Below are 17,282 nucleotides of genomic sequence, written 5' to 3' on the forward strand. Positions count from 1 at the left end.
CCTATGGTGCGGGAGCGTTCCTTGACTTAAACTGAGGCGCTGGGTGCAGGCGGCTCCCAAAAGAAGAGACGCCATGACGATAACGGCAAGTCAGGCCAAAGACAGATTGTCGTTTGGCCCTTTCTGCTTGGCTGCGGGTGAAAGGCTCCTGACAAGAGAGGGCGCTCCCGTAGAGTTGGGCTCGCGCGCCCTTGAAATTCTCATCGTCCTGACTTCCGCGCCGAATGAAGTCGTCAGCAAGAAGGATCTGATGTCGCGGGTCTGGCCCGATGTGGTTGTCGAGGAAGGCAGCCTGCGGTTCCACATGACCGGGCTGCGCAAGGCGCTGGGCGATGGAAAGGATGGCGCGCGTTACATCGCGACGCTTCCGGGGCGCGGCTATTGCTTCGTTGCACCGGTCTCGCGATCAAGCACACACGACGAAGCCCCATTCATCGCCGCTGGGTTTCCGCATGCGAATCTTCCAAACCGCTTGAGCAGAATGGTCGGGCGGGATGAGGACGTTCTCAAGCTGTCGGCGCAGCTGAATGCTTCGCGGTTCGTCACCATCGTTGGCGCCGGCGGTGTCGGTAAAACCACCGTCGCGATCGCAGTCGGGCATCATCTGATCGACGCATTTTATGGGGCAGTTCTGTTCGTCGATCTGGGAATGATCGGTGATCCCGGTCTGGTGACGACAGCCGTCGCCTCGATGCTTGGGCTGTCCGTTCAAACAGAAGATGCCACGCCCAACCTAATCGCTTACTTGCGCAACAAGCGGATTCTCTTGATCCTCGATACCTGTGAGCATCTCTTGGATGCGGTGGCGCCTTTGGCAGCAAGCATCGTCGATGCGACGTCACAGGTCCACATTCTGGCAACGAGCCGCGAGGTGCTTCGGGTTGAGGGCGAGCATATCTATCGATTGGATGCGCTTGCCTATCCGCCCGACGAACCTGGACTAACGGCGGCCATTGTCCAGACCTTCCCGGCCACCCAACTGTTCGTCGAACGAGCGGTGGCAGGCGGCGCTCGTTTGGACGTCAGCGATGCGGAAGCCCTGCTCATCGCAAGCATCTGTCGAAAGCTCGACGGCGTGGCGCTCTCGATCGAACTGGCGGCCAGGCGCGTCGAATCCTATGGGCTGCAACAGACCGCCGCGCTTCTCGATCAACGCCTGACACTGCTGTGGCTCGGTTCGCGGACCGCGCCGCCGCGTCAGCAAACCCTGCAGGCGACACTAGACTGGAGCTTGGGGCTCCTGACCGACCTTGAGCGCGTGGTGCTTCGCAGGCTCGCTGTATTCGTCGGTCATTTCACGCTCGATGCCGCACTGGAGGTGGTGACGAGCGCGACCCTCGACCGATCGACCGTCCTTGGCGCCATGGACAGTCTTGTCGCCAAATCGATCGTGGCGACGCGTCCGGTCGGAGCAATGATGCGCTACAGGCTCCTCGATACGACGCGCGCCTACGTTCTCGACATCCCGATCGATGACGCCGAGGCTGCCGATCTGGCAGTGCGCCACGCCGCCTACTATCGGAGATGGCTGGAGCAGACCGGGATCGAGTGGCCAAGCCTGGCGACCGGTGAGGAGCGGGCGCCTCACTTCGCCGCCATCAACAATGTCCGGGCTGCCTTGGAATGGTGCTTCGGCGACAGCGGAAACGCCGACATCGGCGTCGGACTCGCCACCGCTGTCGCGCCGGTTTTCCTGGCAATGTCCTTGTTACCGGAGTGTCATCGCTGGTCTGAAAGAGCAATATTCGCTTTCGACGATGCCGCCCGCGGCGGACTTGACGAGATGCATCTTCAGGCAGCCCTCGGCGTGTCCTTCATGTTCATGCGGGGAGGACGCGACAGGGCGCGCGTAGCTCTGGAGAGGAGCCTGGCGATCGCCGAGGAGCGCGGCAATCCGCTGGACCGGGTGCGTCTGTTGGGGCCGCTCAACATGTTCCATCTGCGGACGGGCAATTTCGCAACCGCCCTTGAGTTTGCAAGGCGTTGTTCAGCCACAGCCGCGACCTTGGACGACTCGGTCGCCAGCGCGCTGGCACACTCGATCCTGGGCATCTCGCTCCACCTGCGAGGCGACCTCGCGCAGGCCCGCGCAGAGCTGGAGGCGGCGCTCGACCGTGGGCCGCGCTCCCAGCGGACCACGACGATCTATCTGGGCTTCGAAGGCAAAATCCTGGCCAGGGCCATCCTGGCGAGGAACCTTTGGCTACAAGGCCATCCGGATCAAGCCATGGCACACGCCCGACAGGCCGTCGAAGAGGCTGCCGCCATGGATCATTCTCTAACGTTGGCGATCGCGTTGATCTGGGCGATATCGGTCTTCCTTTGGACCGGCGACCTGAAGAGCGCCGAGGCGTACATAGATATGCTCATCGCTCGCGCGGAATCCCATTCCATGACTCCTTACCTGCTGGTCGGTCGGGGCTTCAAAAGCGAAGTCGCGATCCGTCACGGCGATGCAAAAAGCGGCGTCGAGGGCCTGCAGACATCTCTTCAGAAGCTCCACGCGGCGCCTTATGAATTGCTCACGACGCCGCTCAATCTCTCGCTAGTTAGGGGACTGTCCGCGACCGGTCAGGTTGATGAAGCCATTGCGTTGATCGACGAGTCGCTTGGTCAAGTCGAACAGAACGGCGATCAATTGTACCTCCCGGAGTTGCTCCGGATGAAGGGAAGCCTCATTCTCCAGTCGGAGCGCAACCGTGATGAAGCTGCCGCCTACCTCATGCAGGCACTGGAGTTGAGCCGAAGTCAGCGCGCACGGGCATGGGAGTTGCGAACCGCAACCGACATGGCGACGCTGATGGCCGGGCGAAGGGAGGCGGATAGCGCTCGCGAGCTCTTGCAACCAGTCGTGGAGCATTTCGTTGAGGGCCAGGACACTGCGGATGTTAAGGCTGCCGAGCACCTTCTAGCTACGCTGAAGTAGCAATCGTCAACGAAACTTCTTTCACTGATGATGACCTCTGCTTTGGGAGTAAAGTTGCTTGGCCTGTGAATTTCGTGATGGCCGCTTTTGGCGAAGGAACGGCGCTGTCGTAGTGACTGGTATTGGGCGCAAAGCGGCCGGTCATGCCAGCCTGAACTGCACTGCAGGCACACGCGATTTCCGACGCCGAACCTCACATACCGAAGGGCTACCCCGCCCCCCCTACGCCCCCAGCGTCGGCTCCGTATTCACCTCCAGCGCCTCTTCCGCCTCGTCGTCCTCGCCGAGAATCTCCCTGTGTGCACCCCCGCGCCCGGCCTATCCAGATCGGGTCGATCAGATGGTCGCGGCGGGTAGTGTTGGGGTGGATACCCAGCCCGCCGCGCCTGTTCAACTCAATCACAGCTTTTCACCGCCTTCAGCGCTTCGGCGCGGGACGGTTTGTCCGCGATCCGTCGAACAGACGCGTAGAACCTTGGATAGTCGCCGGAACACAGGTCGAACAGGCGGAGAAATGCCGGAACCTGTTCGCCGTAGACGGAAGTCGCGGCGAGCTTGGCGTTGTTGATCGGCGTATCGAACCAGCGGTCGTATCCCCGGTATCCGGCCCAGCGCCGGTCGCGCATGTGCCGGTAGCGCATCCGCAGCCTGTCGATCGCCGCTGCCTTGGCGGCCGCCATCTGCTGCGGGGTACGGGGACCTCCATAGATCTGGGCCAGCTCGTCGCGCGTTTTCGCCACCAGTTTGAGAAAATCGGCGTTGCGCTTGCGAGCGACTTCGTAGCGGCGCAATCCTGCCCGATCGCCGGCGGCGCGGAGCCATTTCCTTGTGCCGGTGGTTTCGACGGCAACCGCGAAAGCCTCGTTGAACGCGGAATCGCCCTCCACATAGAGGCGCTGATGCGCCAGTTCATGGAAGACAAGGCTTGCGAGATAGGTGTCGTCCTGACCAAGCATGGTGCTGAGCAGCGGGTCGCTGGACCAGCCCAGCGTGGAATAGGCGGTGATGCCTGTGACGTAGACGTCCAGCCCCTGTCTCTGAAGCGCGACAGCGCTGTCCGTCGCGGATTTCCGGGAGAAGTAACCCCGGTACGGAACGCAGCCAAAAACCGGAAAGCACCATGTTTTCGGCGCGAGCGAGAATTGCGGCGCGGCAAAAACGGCCCAGGTCACAGCGTCCCGGTGGATGTCGACGTAGCTGCGGTAGCTGCTGTTATCAGGCAGAGCCAGTTCATCTGTCGCGAATTGTCTTATGGCGCTCGCCGACGTCAGCTTGCTGCGCAATGCCCTGGGCGTCGAAGGATCACGGATCAGTCTTCCAATATTCTTGCGCGCCGCCATGATCCGTACATGACCCTCCAGCGACTGCGCGTAGTAGGAAATGCTTGTGCAGCCGGCCACCCCGAACGCCATGGTCAGCGCGGCCAGTATTCGAAGAACGCGCCTCACAGTCGCCCCACCGCTTGCTTGTCTGCCCATGCAGCTCCCGTTCTCAAACAGAGCACCGATCTTCGTCAAGCAGACACCGGCCCAAAGTTACCGCACTCTTCGCCCGCCCCGACAACCGCATATGAGATTCTTGCGAGGAGGCCCCCACCCTAACCTTCCCCACAAGGGGGGGAACGCTGCCGCGCACCTTTACGTCCTCCTTGGCATTGAAAGGCATGCAATTTGCCGAGGTCAGCGCCAACAGAAGTTTCCCTCCCCCTTGTGGGGAGGGGTTAGGGGTGGGGGTACTCGTAGAGCGAAGACCTTGGTTGCCCTATGCGATTGCCCTGCTACACCCCCACCGTCGGCTGCGTATTCACCTCCAGCGCCTCCTCCGCCTCATCCTCCTCGCCAAGCACCTCGCCCTTCACCCCCAACGGCCGCCCTATCCAGATCGGGTCGACCAGATGGTCGCGCTTGGGGTTGGTGGTGTTGGGGTGGATGAGGATGCTCAGGCCGCCGTGGTTCAGCATCAGCCATGGAACCAGCGTAGCGAAAATCCCGGTGGCGAAGGAGACCTGGTACATGGCCTGCTGATGCGGGCCGACTTTCTCGTCGCGCCAATTGCCCAGGCGCACGCGGAAACGCTCGCCGATACGCAGGCGCAGCCATTCGGCATGCTGCCGCTCGGCCCGCCCGTCATAGTAGATGTGCGCGTGATAGCTGGCAATTTCCGAAAGCGGCCTTGGACTGGCGGCGTCTTCGTTCACCTTGATGCTCTCCTTCGATGATTACCGGCAGACCCGAAGCATGGAAGGTCGACCTTGTCGAGGCTGCGTTGATGCCGCCTCTCGCAGGGGAAACCGGGACAACCGTCTCACTACCATTGATGACCAAGACTTGGCCTGTCACGTGCGCTACCCCTCGCCCGACAGATCGCGCCGGGCCTTGTCGAGTTCCTCGGCATAGCGCCGCATCAGATGGCCTTCGGTCAGCAGCCCGACCACCTTGCGGTCGGTGAAATCCTCGACCACCGCCAATTCCTCGGCGCCGGCGCGCTGAAAAGTCTCGGCGGCCGATTGCACGTTCATGCTCGGCACCAGCACCGCGTCCTTGAACTTGACGAAGGACAGCACGGGCATCTCGTCGTCCGACAAATGGCTGTGCAGTTCGGCGACGATCAGCACGCCGACATAATGCAGGTCGGCGTCGACGGCGATGACGCGCTGCGAGGCACCGAGCGGCATCTGCTTGCGGAATTCCGCAAGCGTCGTCGAGGCGTCGATGGTGCGGACATCCTTTCGCATCATCGAGCCGACAGTCAGGCTGCGCAGCCGACATCATGCGCGCTGCGGATGGTTTCGCCGCGCAGGTGAAAACGCCATGTCGAGAAGGAATAGCCGAAAGTTTCGCGCACCAGGATCGCCGCCATGAGCGAGGCGGCCAGCACCACGCCGGTCAGCGTCAGGTCACGAGTCGATTCCAGCGCCAGGAAGGTCATCGTCAACGGGCCGCCGACGACGCCTACGGCGAGCGAGGTCATGCCGACGACGGCGGCGACGGCCGGGTCGATGCCGGTCGCCGGCGAGACGAACGCCATCGCGCCGGCAAACATCTTGCCGAGCAGCGCGCCGAGGAACAGCGAGGCAAAGAACAGGCCGCCGCGGAAGCCGGAGCCGAGCGAGATCGCCGACGCCGCCAGCTTCAGCACGAAGACGCTGGCCACCACGGCCAGCCCGTAATTCATTGCGAATTCGCGGTGCAGCGCGCCATGGCCGCTGGACAGGACCTGCGGGGTGACCAGGCCCATCAGCCCGACCATCACGCCGCCGATGGCTGGGCGCAGCGAGGCGTCGATCGACAGCCGCGCAAAGACGCGCTCGATCTTGCTCACCAGATGCATGATGGCGATGGAAGCGCCGCCGCCCAGAAGCCCGAGCAGCATGAACGGCAAATACTGGCTGACGGTGAGCGCCGGCAGACCGGCGAGCTCCAGCGGAAACGGCACGCCGCCGAACACCTCGGCGGTCAGCGAGGCTGAGATCGCGGCGGCCATTACCGGCGCGACATTGGCGACCGAGTAGATGCCGATGACCAGCTCGAAACCGTAGAAGGCGCCGGTCAGCGGCGCGTCGAAGGCGGCGGCGATCGCGCCGGCGGCACCGCAGCCGACCAGGATGCGGACATCGTTGCGGCGCATCCTGAACAAGCGCGCCAGCCGCGACGCCAGGCCCGAACCCACCTGCGTATAGCCGGCCTCGAGCCCGACCGAAGCGCCGAAGCCGCTCGAGATCATCGTCTGCCCGGCGATGATGAAGGTGTCGGTCAGCGACATGCGGCCGCCGTAAAGCGCATTGGCTTCGATCGGATCGACCGGCGTGCGGAACTTCCGCTTTCTCAGCCAGATCACCGTCAGCCCGAGTAAGATGCCGCCGATCGCCGGTATCAGCGCCTGCTCCGGCCTTTGCAGCGAAAACATCGCCGAAAGCCGACCGCCGGGCTGAACGCCGAACATAAGCCCATGCAGGACCTGCACCAGTCCGCTCATGCCGGTGACCAGCGCACCCGCCATCACCCCGACCAGGGCCGCCAGAATGACCACGGCAATGCCGCGTGCCTCGAGCAGCGGGATAGATCTGATCAGCACCGCGCGCAACCGGCGGGCATAGACTTGCGGTTCGTTTCTGGGCGGTTCGTTTCTGGAAAGCACCGGGCGGCTCGCCGATATCCAAGGGGGAGTGGTGCCTGATACGCCCGGCAACATCGCATGGCAACATGCCGGCCGCCAAGGTGTCATGCCCGCGTGATGCTGCGGCGATAAACCCCATCTTCATCTCGGCGAGCCGCGTTGACGTAAACGTCAACCCGAAGCTATATGCGCCGGCGACCGTGATCGCGAAATGCGCAAGACGGCGACTTCGGCCAGATCGAAGTGTCCCGGGTCGAAGTGCCAATGTGCGACAAACGCAACGAGACGAGGAGAACCGCCATGGGCGTTCAGGAGATTGCCGACAAGATCAGCGCGCGCGTGGCGAGCGCCGGGTTCGATCGCTCCGTGAAATTCGACACCGGCAGCGACGGCGTCATCGTCATCGACGGCGCCGATGTCTCGACCACCGATGCGCCGGCCGATTGCACGATAAAGCTGTCGCTCGACGATCTGGACTCGCTGATCTCAGGCGATCTCAACCCGACCATGGCTTTCATGTCCGGCAAGATAAAGGTCGAAGGCGACATGAGCGTCGCCATGGCGCTCAGCCAGTTGATCGGCTGATCCACTCCGGTCGGGGATGAAAACAAGCCGCCGTGCAATGGGCGGCTTGTTTCAGATCCGTCACGCAGCGAGCGGCAGCCGCGGAGCCTTCAGCTTGCGCCCGGCCGCCTTCAGCGTGCCTTGCGCGCCGTCGAGCGCGCCTTCCACCAGTTCCAGCGCCAACAAGCGGTGCCGTTCGTAAGGTCCCGGCATGGCCAGAGGGCCGGTCTTCGCGGCCGAAAACCCGAAGCGCTCGTAGTAGGGCGCGTCGCCGACCAACAGGATCGCCGCATGGCCAAGGCGCTCGGCCTCAGTGACCGCGTGGTGCATCAGCGCCGAGCCAATGCCGGCATTTTTCAGCGCCGGGTCGACCGCAAGCGGGCCGAGCAGCAACGCTGCCTTGCCACCTTCGCCCAGCACCACGTCCCACAGCCGTACCGTGCCGGCAACAGTGCCCGACGCGTCGCGCGCGACAAAGGCCAGGCCCTCCGACGGCCGGCGGCCGCGCCGCAGCTTTTCCGACGACTTCTTCCGGCGCTTCGGCCCCATGGCGCGATCGAGCAAAGCCTCGCGCGATGCAATATCTGCCGCAGTTTCGGCGACGATCGCAAAAGCGCCGGTTATCTCCCCCCTTGAGGGGGAGATGTCGCCGCAGGCGACAGAGGGGGTCGGCACGTCCTGACGCGACACCCTATCGTGGACGAAGAACGTCGGCGCTTCACGCGCGGCGACCCCCTCTGGCCACTTCGTGGCCATCTCCCCTTCGAGGGGGGAGATTCCCGCGGCGCCTTCAACAATGAAATCTACAATGTCCATTTCCGCGATCCTTCACGAGCGGAGATCTGTTCCACAGGCGAACCCGGGCGGGCGACAGGCGCCCACCTCGGGGTGATCTGAGGGCCGAAGCCGTCAGATCACGTAGGATCGGAGAGGCTCGAAGCCGTTGAAGGCGACCGAGGCGTAGGTCGTGGTGTAGGCGCCGGTGCCCTCGATCAGCACCTCGTCGCCGATGGTCAGCGACAAGGGCAGCGGATACGGCGTCTTTTCATACATCACGTCGGCCGAATCGCAGGTCGGGCCGGCGAGCACGCAAGGCGCGGTCTCGCTGCCGTCATGCGCGGTGACGATCGGATAGCGGATCGCCTCGTCCATCGTCTCGGCGAGACCGCCGAACTTGCCGATGTCGAGGAACACCCAGCGCACATTGTCGTTGTCGGCCTTCTTCGAGATCAGCACGACCTCCGATTTGATCACTCCGGCATTGCCGACCATGCCGCGGCCCGGCTCGATGATCGTCTCGGGGATGGCGTTGCCGAAATGCTTCCTGAGCGCCGAGAAGATCGCCTGGCCATAGGCCTGCGCCACCGGCACATCCCTGAGATAGCGGGTCGGGAAGCCGCCGCCCATATTGACCATCTTCAGCACGATGCCTTCGTCGGCCAGCGTCGCGAACACCTTCTTGGCATCGGCCAGCGCGCGATCCCAGGCAGTCAGGTCGGTCTGCTGCGAGCCGACATGGAACGACACGCCATGGGCGTCGAGGCCGAGCGCCTTGGCATGGCGCAGCACGTCGACCGCCATCGCCGGCACACAGCCGAACTTGCGCGACAGCGGCCATTCGGCGCCCTCGCCATCGGTCAGGACGCGGCAGAACACACGGGCGCCGGGAGCGACGCGTGCGATCTTCTCGACTTCCTCGACGCAGTCCACCGCAAACAGCTTGATGCCGAGCTGGTAGGCGCGCTGGATGTCGCGCTCCTTCTTGATGGTGTTGCCGAAGGAGATGCGGTCCGCCGGCGCACCGGCGTCCATCGCCATCTCGACTTCGGCAACGGAAGCGGTGTCGAAGGACGAGCCCATCGCAGCAAGCAGGCGCAGGATTTCCGGCGCCGGATTTGCTTTCACCGCATAGTAGATCTTGGAATCGGGAAGCGCCTTCTCGAAGGCGCGGAAATTGTCGCGCACGACATCGAGGTCGACGACGAGGCACGGGCCGTTCGGGCGTCGGGTGGCGAGAAAGTCAAGGATGCGCTGGGTAGCCATCGGTCTCTCCATCAGCGCCTTTCGGCGCGCACAAAGGCTTGCGGACGCGGGCTCTCGGCCCCGCGAACACGCGGTGGACAAAGGCGGGACGTCAAATCCATGGAACCAGCCGGTGGAGACCCCGGAACCATGAAGCGCCGTCTCGCGGCGGTGAACCTTGGCCTTGCCCGGCCTCGGTTCGCTTTGTCTGCCTTGGCTTGGATGGGAGACCCGTCCGCACTGCCGGCAATGAAGGTGTGCCTCTTCAGTAACCCCGGTCTTTGGACGACCGGCAGAACACCAGAAAGGCCCGCACCGTCGTTGCTTCAAGGTGTCCTCGGTTGGCGGTTGGCCGCTAAACCGACTGGAGGGGTTGGCTCCAGTTACCTTACCGATTGCCCTCACCATTCGAGGATCGGCGGACACCCACAGGCACGTGCGACTTTGGGCAAGCGCGATATAAGATCGAAAGATTTCACAATCAATAAAAATCGTATGGCAGGTTGTAAAATTTGTGGCATCGAACAATGCTGCGGCAACCAGAAGAAAAATGCTGCGGCAAGCACATCCGGATATCGAACGCATGACAGGCACTCGCGGCCCGCTGAACGCTTTTCTCGACCTTGACCCAATCCCTGTAGCCAATGCGCAATCCGGCCCGCTTGCCGGCTTGCGGCTGGCTGTCAAGGACATCTTCGACGTCGCCGGCTACCGCACCGGCTGCGGCAACCCGCAGAAGTACCGGGACGCTTCACCGGCCATGGCGACCGCGCCGGCCGTCCAGGGGCTGCTTGATTCGGGCGCGCGCTTCCTCGGCAAGACGCAGACCGACGAACTCGCATTTTCCCTGCTTGGGTTGAACGCGCATTTCCCGTCGCCGGTCAACCCGGCAGCACCCGACCGCGTCACCGGCGGGTCGTCCTCCGGTTCCGCCGCAGCAGTCGCCGGCGGGCTCGCCGACATTGCAACCGGATCGGACACCGGCGGCTCGATCCGAGCGCCGGCAAGCTTCTGCGGCCTGATCGGCCTCAGGACGACGCATGGCCGCATCTCGCTCGACGGCGCCATGCCGCTGGCGCCTTCGCTGGACACGTTCGGCTGGTTCGCAAGCGACATCATCATCTACGAAAAGGTCGGCACGCTGCTGCTCGGCGACGATCCGCATTCCCACGAACTGGCACGCCCGCTTGCCCTCGATGCGCTGGACGGCCTCGTGCTCGGCCCGCACGAGGCCGATGAATATCGCGCCATGGTCCGCGGTGTCGCTTCGGTGCTGGGTGCGCCGCGCACCGTCGGCCCGCTGTCGCATTCCACCGACGATCTCTATTGGTGCTTCCGCAAGCTGCAAGGCTATGAAGCCTGGCAAAGTCACGGCGCCTGGATCGCCGGCGGCGAGCGCATGCTGGGACCCGGGGTCAAGGAGCGTTTCGAGCACGGCGCGACCATCGACGCGGCAACCGCACAACGTGAAACGGAACGTCGCGTTTCGTTTCGCCTCGAGCTTGCCGGCCTACTTGGCGATGACGGCGTTCTTGTGCTGCCGACCGCTCCGGGTGCCGCGCCGCTCAAGGCCGCGTCATTCGACGATTTGCAGGCCTATCGCGAACGCGCGCTGAGATTGCTGTGTCTTTCCGGCCTGTCTGGCTTTCCGCAAATCACGCTGCCGCTCGGCAAGGTCGACGGGGCGCCGTTCGGCCTTTCGCTGCTCGGTCCGAAGAACAGCGACCGGCAGTTGATTGCGCTGGCCGCCCGCATCCTTTCAGCCCACCAAGGAGGCGCATGACATGGATACGCTGACCCGCATGCGCGCCTTCATCGACGTGGTCGAGGCCGAAGGCTTTTCGGCGGCGGCACGCAAGATCGGCCGCTCCAAGGCGCTGCTGTCAAAATATGTGCGCGAGCTGGAGGACGAGCTCGGCGCGCTGCTGCTCAATCGGACCACCAGGCAGTTCTCCCTGACCGAGGCGGGCCACACCTATTACCGGCGCGCCTCGGAGATCGTGCGCGAGGTCGACAGCCTTGCCGATGCGGTGCGCGAATCCTCCGGCGACGTGCGCGGCAGGATCAAGCTATCGGCGCCGCGCACTTTCGCCGACGCGCCGATCGGCCAGTCGCTGATCGACTTCGCCAAGCAGCATCCCGATATCGTACTCGACGTTCAACTCGACGACCGTTTCGTCGATCTGGTCGAGGAGGGCTTCGATCTGGCGGTGCGCATTTCGCGGCTGGAAAATTCCTCGTTGATCGCCAGGCGCCTGGCGCCGTTTTCGGTGCGGCTTTGCGCGTCTCCCGAGCTGATCGCCAAGCACGGCATGCCGGTCAGGCCGCAGGATCTGGCCCGCGTGCCTTGCATTATCGACACCAATGGCCGCTGGCTGACCAACTGGCCTTTCAAGGGCGACAGCGGCGATACGGTGAGCGTTTCGGTCTCCGGCCCGATGGAGGTCAACAGCCCGATGACGGCAAGGGCGGCGGCCGTGGCGGGCTTGGGGTTTTCCATCCTGCCGGATTTCATCGCCGCGCCCGACATCGAAAACGGCAAGCTGGTGACTGCGCTGGATGACCGCATCCTGCCTGGTGGCGGCATTTTCGCCGTCTATCCGCACCGGCGCTATCTGCCTGCGAAAGTTCGCGTTTTCGTCGACTTCCTGGTGCAGTGGTTCAAGGCGCTGGACAACGCATGAGCTTTCAGCCGCCTTGCGGTCCCATTTTCGCCCCCTTTCTGGTAACTGTCGGCAATTCACCGAAGCCGATTGAATCGCGACCGAGAATGCACCTGAAACAGCAAGCCATCATGCTGGCTTCGGCCTTGACCGCGACGTTTGCCGCCGTCGGACCGGCTGAGGTGCATCCCCACGTCTTCGCCGAAGCCCGCCTCGAAGTGGTCCTGGGCCCGGATCACCAAACTGTGAAGGCATTGCGCCATGTCTGGCGGTTCGACGATTTGTTTTCGAGCACGGTGATGATGGAGTTCGACAAGAATTCCGACCTGAAGCTCGACGACAAAGAGCTGAAGGATGTTGCCGACACCGTCCATGCCTCGCTTGCCGAATTCAACTACTTCCAGCTCGTCACCGTCGACGGCAAGGACGTGGCAATGACCCCGCCGCCGCATTTGATGGCCAATTTCGATAATGACCAGCTGATCATCCTGTTCGAATCCGAACCGAAGGTGCCGATCAAACTTAGCGGCAAGATCGATATCGGCGTCTACGATCCGACCTTCTACACCGCGATCGATTTCACCGAGGATGCCAATCTGCAGGTCGATGGCTTGCCGCCGGCCTGCACCAGCAAGGTTGTCCGCCCCAACCCGGACGAGGCGATCGCCGAGAACCAGAAGACCCTGACCGAGGCCTTCTTCAACGATCCGACAGGTACCGACATGAGCAAGATCTTTGCCACCAAGCTCGAACTGACCTGTCAGCCGGAAGGATAGATCCAGTGGCGAAACCGTCCCTGCGTTTGGCATTCGGTCTTGTGGCCGCCGCCTTTGTGATGACGCACTTTCTCGGCTCCGCCCACGCCCAGAGTTCGCTGGGCATCGGCACCAATGACGGCATGGCTCCAACCGCCACCGGCCCGTTCGCCCACATCCTGATGTGGATCAATCTGCGCCAGCAGGAATTCTATCATGCGCTTGCCGGCGCGATGAAGGCGATGCGCCAGGATGGCAGCAAGCTGTGGCTGCTCATCGGCCTGTCCTTTGCCTATGGCATTTTCCACGCCGCCGGCCCCGGTCACGGCAAGGCGGTGATCTCGTCCTACATGGTGGCCAATGAGGTGGCGCTCAAGCGCGGCATCATGCTGTCCTTCGTCTCGGCCCTGCTGCAGGCGCTGACCGCGATCGTGGTGATGCTGCTCGCCTATTTCGTGTTGCGCGGCACCGCGATATCGATGACCGACGCCGCATGGTTCCTCGAAATCATGAGCTATGTCTTCGTCACCCTGTTCGGCGCCTGGCTGCTGTGGCGCAAGGCCGGCCCGGCCATCCTTCGCCTGTTCGGCGCAAGCCCCGGCTACAGCCTCTCGGCTGCCCATGCCGGCCATTCACATGCCGGCCATTCACATTCCGCGCATGCCCATGCGGCACATTCCCACGCGCTTCATCCGCATGACCATCATGACCACGGCGCACACGACCACGCCCATGCTGCGCACGATCACCACAGCCATGCCGCGGGCGAGGTCTGCGAGACCTGCGGGCACTCGCATGCGCCCGACCCGGCGCTGCTTTCCGGCGATCGCTTCGATTGGCGCACGGCCTGGTCGGCTGTCGCTGCCGTCGGCATCCGCCCCTGCTCCGGCGCGCTGATCGTGCTGAGCTTCGCCTTGCTGAACGGGCTATGGTTCGGCGGCATCCTGTCGGTGCTGGCCATGGCCCTCGGCACCGCAATCACCGTCTCGGCTCTGGCGACGCTTGCGGTGACCGCGAAGAACTGGGCGGTGTATTTCGCCGGCGACGGCCGCATGGGCAACCGCATCCATTCCTTCGTCGAGATTGGCGGCGCCGCCTTCGTCTTCCTGTTCGGCCTGCTGCTGCTTTCGGCCAGCCTGACTGGCGCCTGACCTCGTTGCGTCCGATCGGGGCGCTTTAGCTAGGGATATTGCCGCCCAACTCGTCCTCGATATGGACGCGTATGATCTCGTCGAAGCTCGTTTCGGCGGCAAAGCCAAGCTCCCTCGAGCGCCGCGCCTCGAAGCGTGTCGGCCAGCCCTTGACGATCGCCCAGATCGTCTCGTCGGGTTCCTCGCGGATCAGTTTGACCGCCTTGGCGCCGGCGACACGCTCCAGCGCTTCGATCTGCTCGCCGACGCTGACGGCGACGCCCGGCATCGTCAGGTTGCGGCGCGGCCCGACGGCGGCGCCGTCGATCTGAGCCGCATGGATCAGGAAATTCACCGCCGAACGCGGGCTGGCGTGTGTGTGGACGACGGAGCGCGGCACCGGCAGGATCGCTTCATGGCCGCTCAGCGGTTCGCGGATGATTCCGGAGAAGAAGCCCGAGGCCGCCTTGTTCGGCTTTCCCGGCCTGACGCAGATGGTCGGCAGCCTGATGCCGATGCCGTCGAAGAAACGGCGGCGCGTATAGTCGGCAAGCAGCGCCTCGCCGATCAGCTTCTGCGTGCCGTAGGAGGTCAGCGGCGTCGGGTGGAACTCGTCCGGAATGACGTCGGGAAACGGGGCGCCGAACACGGCGATCGACGAGGTGAAGACAACGCGCGGCGCAAACCCCGCCAGCCTTATGGCATCGAACAGCGCCCTTGTGCCGTCGAGATTGACGCGGTAGCCGAGATCGAAATTGGCCTCCGCCTCGCCCGACACCACGCCGGCGAGATGAAAGATCACGTCGGGGCGCAGCGCGACCAGATTTGCGGTCGCTCCCGGTGCGGCAAGGTCGCCGGTGTGGGGGGTAATGCCGACACCTTCGAGCACCGGCGCTTGCGGCGGCACGATATCGTGAAGATCGAGCGCGGCGATCCTGCGGCCGCCGAGCGCCCCGTCCTTGGCCAACCTGGCGATGAGTTTGCGGCCGACCATGCCTGCCGCGCCGGTAATCAGAATGCGCATGTCACTTTCCCTTTTTGCGCTGGCTGCGGCTACGCAGCCAGAACACGACGAAGATTGCCACCATGAAGATCGCCGCGACGACGCCGGCAAGAACCGTCGAGATATTGCCGACCGCCAGCATCACTGTTGGAAGATAATAGGCTGCGATGCCGAACAGCAGCAAAACCCAGGCGGCGCCGATCGCCGCATTGCGGGTGTCGCGGTCCATCACGCGACCCCAGGGCGGCGAGAGTTCATGTCGATCGTTGCCAATGCCCAGAACTCCCGAAGTCAGTGATAATGGCCGCGGTGCGGTGCCGTGTCATGCGCATGCTCGTGCTCGTCATCATGCTCATGTCTGTCTGCACATTGACCGAATTCCGGTTCGACCGTGGCATGGGCTATGCCATGTTCCGCCGCAAGCCGCTTCTTGATCGCGCTTACCGCCATATGCGCGTCGACGCCGTCGTTGAGGCAGGCATGCAACGTCGCCATGTTGCTGGAGCCGTCGAGCGACCAGACATGCATGTGATGCACCTCGCGCACGCCCTTGACCGAGCCTTCGATGTCCCTCGCGATCAGGTCGCGGTCGAGGCTTGCAGGCACGCCTTCGAGCAGGACGTGGGCAGCCTGGCGCATCAGCGACCAGGCCGTGGACAGGATCAGCAGCGAGACCAGGACCGACAGGATCGGATCGATAGGTGTCCAGCCCGTCGCCAGGATCACCAGCGCCGCGACGATCGCCGCCGCCGAGCCAAGCAGATCGCCGAGCACGTGCAGGATGGCGCCGCGCATATTCAGGCTGCCGCGGTCGCCGCCGTGCAGCACGTAGAACGAGCCGAGATTGACCAGCAGGCCGGCGATCGCGACGACCAGCATCGGCCCGCCGAGCACCGGAGCCGGCGCTAGCAAGCGGCCCCAAGCCTCGTAGACGATCCACAGCGCAATGGCGAAGATGGCGATGCCGTTGGTGTAGGCGACCAGCGTCTTGACCCGGCCGAAGCCGTAGGTGAGGCGCACGGTCGCCGGCCGGCTCGCAAGATGAAAGGCATACCAGGCCAGGCCGAGCGCGACGCAATCGGCAAGCATATGGCCGGCATCCGCCAGCAGCGCCAATGAGCCGGTGAAGATGGCGCCCAGCGTCTCCGCAACCATGAAGCCGGCGGTCAAGCAAGCAGCGATCAGCACGCGCTTCTTGTCGGTCGAGCCGTGCACATGACCTGCGCCATGGCTGTGGTCGTGGCCCTGCGCAGCATGGTCGTGGGTATGGGCCATCTTTGAGCTCCCGCTAGAGCCTGATCCATCCCGGCAGACTCGGGAAGGCTCTGTCTTCATGTTTGAGCATGATCTTATCCGAAAACCGGCGTCCACTTTTCGGGATCATGGTCAGGCGCCGAACTCAGCGCGAAAATCCTCGAGCCGTCGCTTCTGCCGGCCGTCGCTGTCGAAATTGGCCGGATCGAGCCATGCCTCATAGGCTCTGCGCAATGCCGGCCACTCCTTGTCGATGATCGAGTACCACGCGGTATCGCGGTTTTCGCCCTTGACCACAAGATGCTGGCGGAAAATGCCCTCGAACTTGAAACCGAAACGTTCCGCCGCGCGCTTCGACGGCTCGTTGCGGTTGTTGCATTTCCATTCGTAGCGGCGATAGCCAAGCTCATCGAAGATGTATTTCATGAATAGGAACTGCGCTTCCGTCGCCGCCGGCTTACGCGAGATCAGCGGACCCCAATAGATGTTGCCGATCTCGATCACGCCATAGGCGGCGTCGATGCGCATCAGCGTCTGGCGTCCGGCAATTTTTCCGCTGGCCTTGTCGATGACGGTGAAGAACAGCGGGTCCTCGCTGGCTTCGGCCTTGTCCAGCCAAGGCTGGAAGGCGGCGCGGGTCTGCGGTGGGTAGTCGGGCAGCCAGGCGAAGCGGCCATCTATGTCGGGCACCGAAGATGCTTCAAACAAGCCGTCGCCGTGCTTTTCAGCGTTGAGCGGCTCAAGCCTGACAGTTCGTCCCTCCAGCACCTTGCGTTCCGGCCGCGGGCGCGGTTGCCAATTCTCAAGGTTTTCCGACACCAAAGACTCCAATCCGTTTGACTTTTGTGA

The 17,282-nt window shown here is 63.5% G+C and carries 14 protein-coding genes and 1 pseudogene; 6 read left to right on the forward strand and 9 right to left on the reverse strand.

Annotation, left to right across the window (positions count from 1 at the left end; genetic code table 11):
- Positions 1-73 precede the first annotated feature (73 nt).
- The gene (locus NKH98_RS04540; RefSeq protein WP_352896879.1) at positions 74-2,926 is read left to right on the forward strand and encodes an ATP-binding protein; all 2,853 of its coding nucleotides are present in this window, start codon (positions 74-76) and stop codon (positions 2,924-2,926) included.
- Positions 2,927-3,321: 395 nt separating this feature from the next.
- Here NKH98_RS04540 and NKH98_RS04545 read toward each other — a convergent pair whose 3' ends face one another.
- The 3 genes and pseudogenes from NKH98_RS04545 to NKH98_RS04555 all read right to left on the reverse strand — a co-directional run bounded on the left by NKH98_RS04545 (position 3,322) and on the right by NKH98_RS04555 (position 7,000).
- The gene (locus tag NKH98_RS04545) at positions 3,322-4,338 is read right to left on the reverse strand and encodes an aminopeptidase (RefSeq protein ID WP_352478429.1); all 1,017 of its coding nucleotides are present in this window, start codon (positions 4,336-4,338) and stop codon (positions 3,322-3,324) included.
- A 365-nt stretch (positions 4,339-4,703) separates the two neighbouring features.
- The gene (locus tag NKH98_RS04550; protein WP_352896881.1) at positions 4,704-5,123 is read right to left on the reverse strand and encodes a DOPA 4,5-dioxygenase family protein; all 420 of its coding nucleotides are present in this window, start codon (positions 5,121-5,123) and stop codon (positions 4,704-4,706) included.
- Positions 5,124-5,270: 147 nt separating this feature from the next.
- Positions 5,271-7,000 (reverse strand): annotated as a pseudogene (locus NKH98_RS04555) (chloride channel protein).
- 342 nt (positions 7,001-7,342) lie between these two features.
- On the opposite strand from NKH98_RS04555, the gene NKH98_RS04560 reads away from it, so the two are divergent.
- Positions 7,343-7,627 (forward strand): SCP2 sterol-binding domain-containing protein, encoded by a 285-nt coding sequence (locus NKH98_RS04560; protein ID WP_352478267.1) that lies wholly within the window; start codon positions 7,343-7,345, stop codon positions 7,625-7,627.
- A 60-nt stretch (positions 7,628-7,687) separates the two neighbouring features.
- Here NKH98_RS04560 and NKH98_RS04565 read toward each other — a convergent pair whose 3' ends face one another.
- Complete coding sequence (locus NKH98_RS04565) at positions 7,688-8,362, reverse strand: GNAT family N-acetyltransferase (RefSeq protein ID WP_502894200.1); 675 nt, start codon at positions 8,360-8,362, stop codon at positions 7,688-7,690.
- Positions 8,363-8,515: 153 nt separating this feature from the next.
- On the reverse strand, positions 8,516-9,649 hold the full coding sequence (gene odc2, locus NKH98_RS04570) for an ornithine/lysine decarboxylase (protein WP_352896882.1): 1,134 nt from the start codon (positions 9,647-9,649) through the stop codon (positions 8,516-8,518).
- Between the two features lie 562 nt (positions 9,650-10,211).
- On the opposite strand from odc2, the gene NKH98_RS04575 reads away from it, so the two are divergent.
- From NKH98_RS04575 to NKH98_RS04590, 4 genes are all read left to right on the forward strand, one after another.
- Positions 10,212-11,411: an amidase gene (locus NKH98_RS04575; RefSeq protein ID WP_352896884.1), complete on the forward strand. Its 1,200-nt coding sequence runs from the start codon at positions 10,212-10,214 to the stop codon at positions 11,409-11,411.
- A 1-nt stretch (position 11,412) separates the two neighbouring features.
- Positions 11,413-12,312, forward strand: a complete 900-nt coding sequence (locus tag NKH98_RS04580) for a LysR family transcriptional regulator (RefSeq protein WP_352478264.1) — start codon at positions 11,413-11,415, stop codon at positions 12,310-12,312.
- An 86-nt stretch (positions 12,313-12,398) separates the two neighbouring features.
- Positions 12,399-13,067: a DUF1007 family protein gene (locus NKH98_RS04585; RefSeq protein WP_254816980.1), complete on the forward strand. Its 669-nt coding sequence runs from the start codon at positions 12,399-12,401 to the stop codon at positions 13,065-13,067.
- A complete protein-coding gene (locus tag NKH98_RS04590) occupies positions 13,064-14,197 on the forward strand; it encodes a nickel/cobalt transporter (protein WP_352800174.1) in 1,134 nt (377 codons plus the stop codon). Before NKH98_RS04585 ends, NKH98_RS04590 begins: the two co-directional genes overlap by 4 nt.
- A gap of 25 nt (positions 14,198-14,222) precedes the next feature.
- Here the strand turns inward: NKH98_RS04590 and denD are convergent, their stop codons facing one another.
- The 4 genes from denD to NKH98_RS04610 form a co-directional block, all read right to left on the reverse strand.
- Positions 14,223-15,200: a D-erythronate dehydrogenase gene (gene denD / locus NKH98_RS04595; protein WP_352896886.1), complete on the reverse strand. Its 978-nt coding sequence runs from the start codon at positions 15,198-15,200 to the stop codon at positions 14,223-14,225.
- A gap of 1 nt (position 15,201) precedes the next feature.
- Positions 15,202-15,408 (reverse strand): hypothetical protein, encoded by a 207-nt coding sequence (locus NKH98_RS04600; protein WP_352896887.1) that lies wholly within the window; start codon positions 15,406-15,408, stop codon positions 15,202-15,204.
- Between the two features lie 62 nt (positions 15,409-15,470).
- On the reverse strand, positions 15,471-16,454 hold the full coding sequence (locus tag NKH98_RS04605; protein ID WP_352896889.1) for a cation diffusion facilitator family transporter: 984 nt from the start codon (positions 16,452-16,454) through the stop codon (positions 15,471-15,473).
- A gap of 111 nt (positions 16,455-16,565) precedes the next feature.
- The gene (locus tag NKH98_RS04610; RefSeq protein ID WP_352896890.1) at positions 16,566-17,252 is read right to left on the reverse strand and encodes a GNAT family N-acetyltransferase; all 687 of its coding nucleotides are present in this window, start codon (positions 17,250-17,252) and stop codon (positions 16,566-16,568) included.
- Positions 17,253-17,282: the final 30 nt, after the last annotated feature.

The sequence above is a fragment of the Mesorhizobium sp. M0833 genome (assembly GCF_040319905.1).
In the GTDB taxonomy this organism is placed as follows: Bacteria; Pseudomonadota; Alphaproteobacteria; order Rhizobiales; family Rhizobiaceae; genus Mesorhizobium.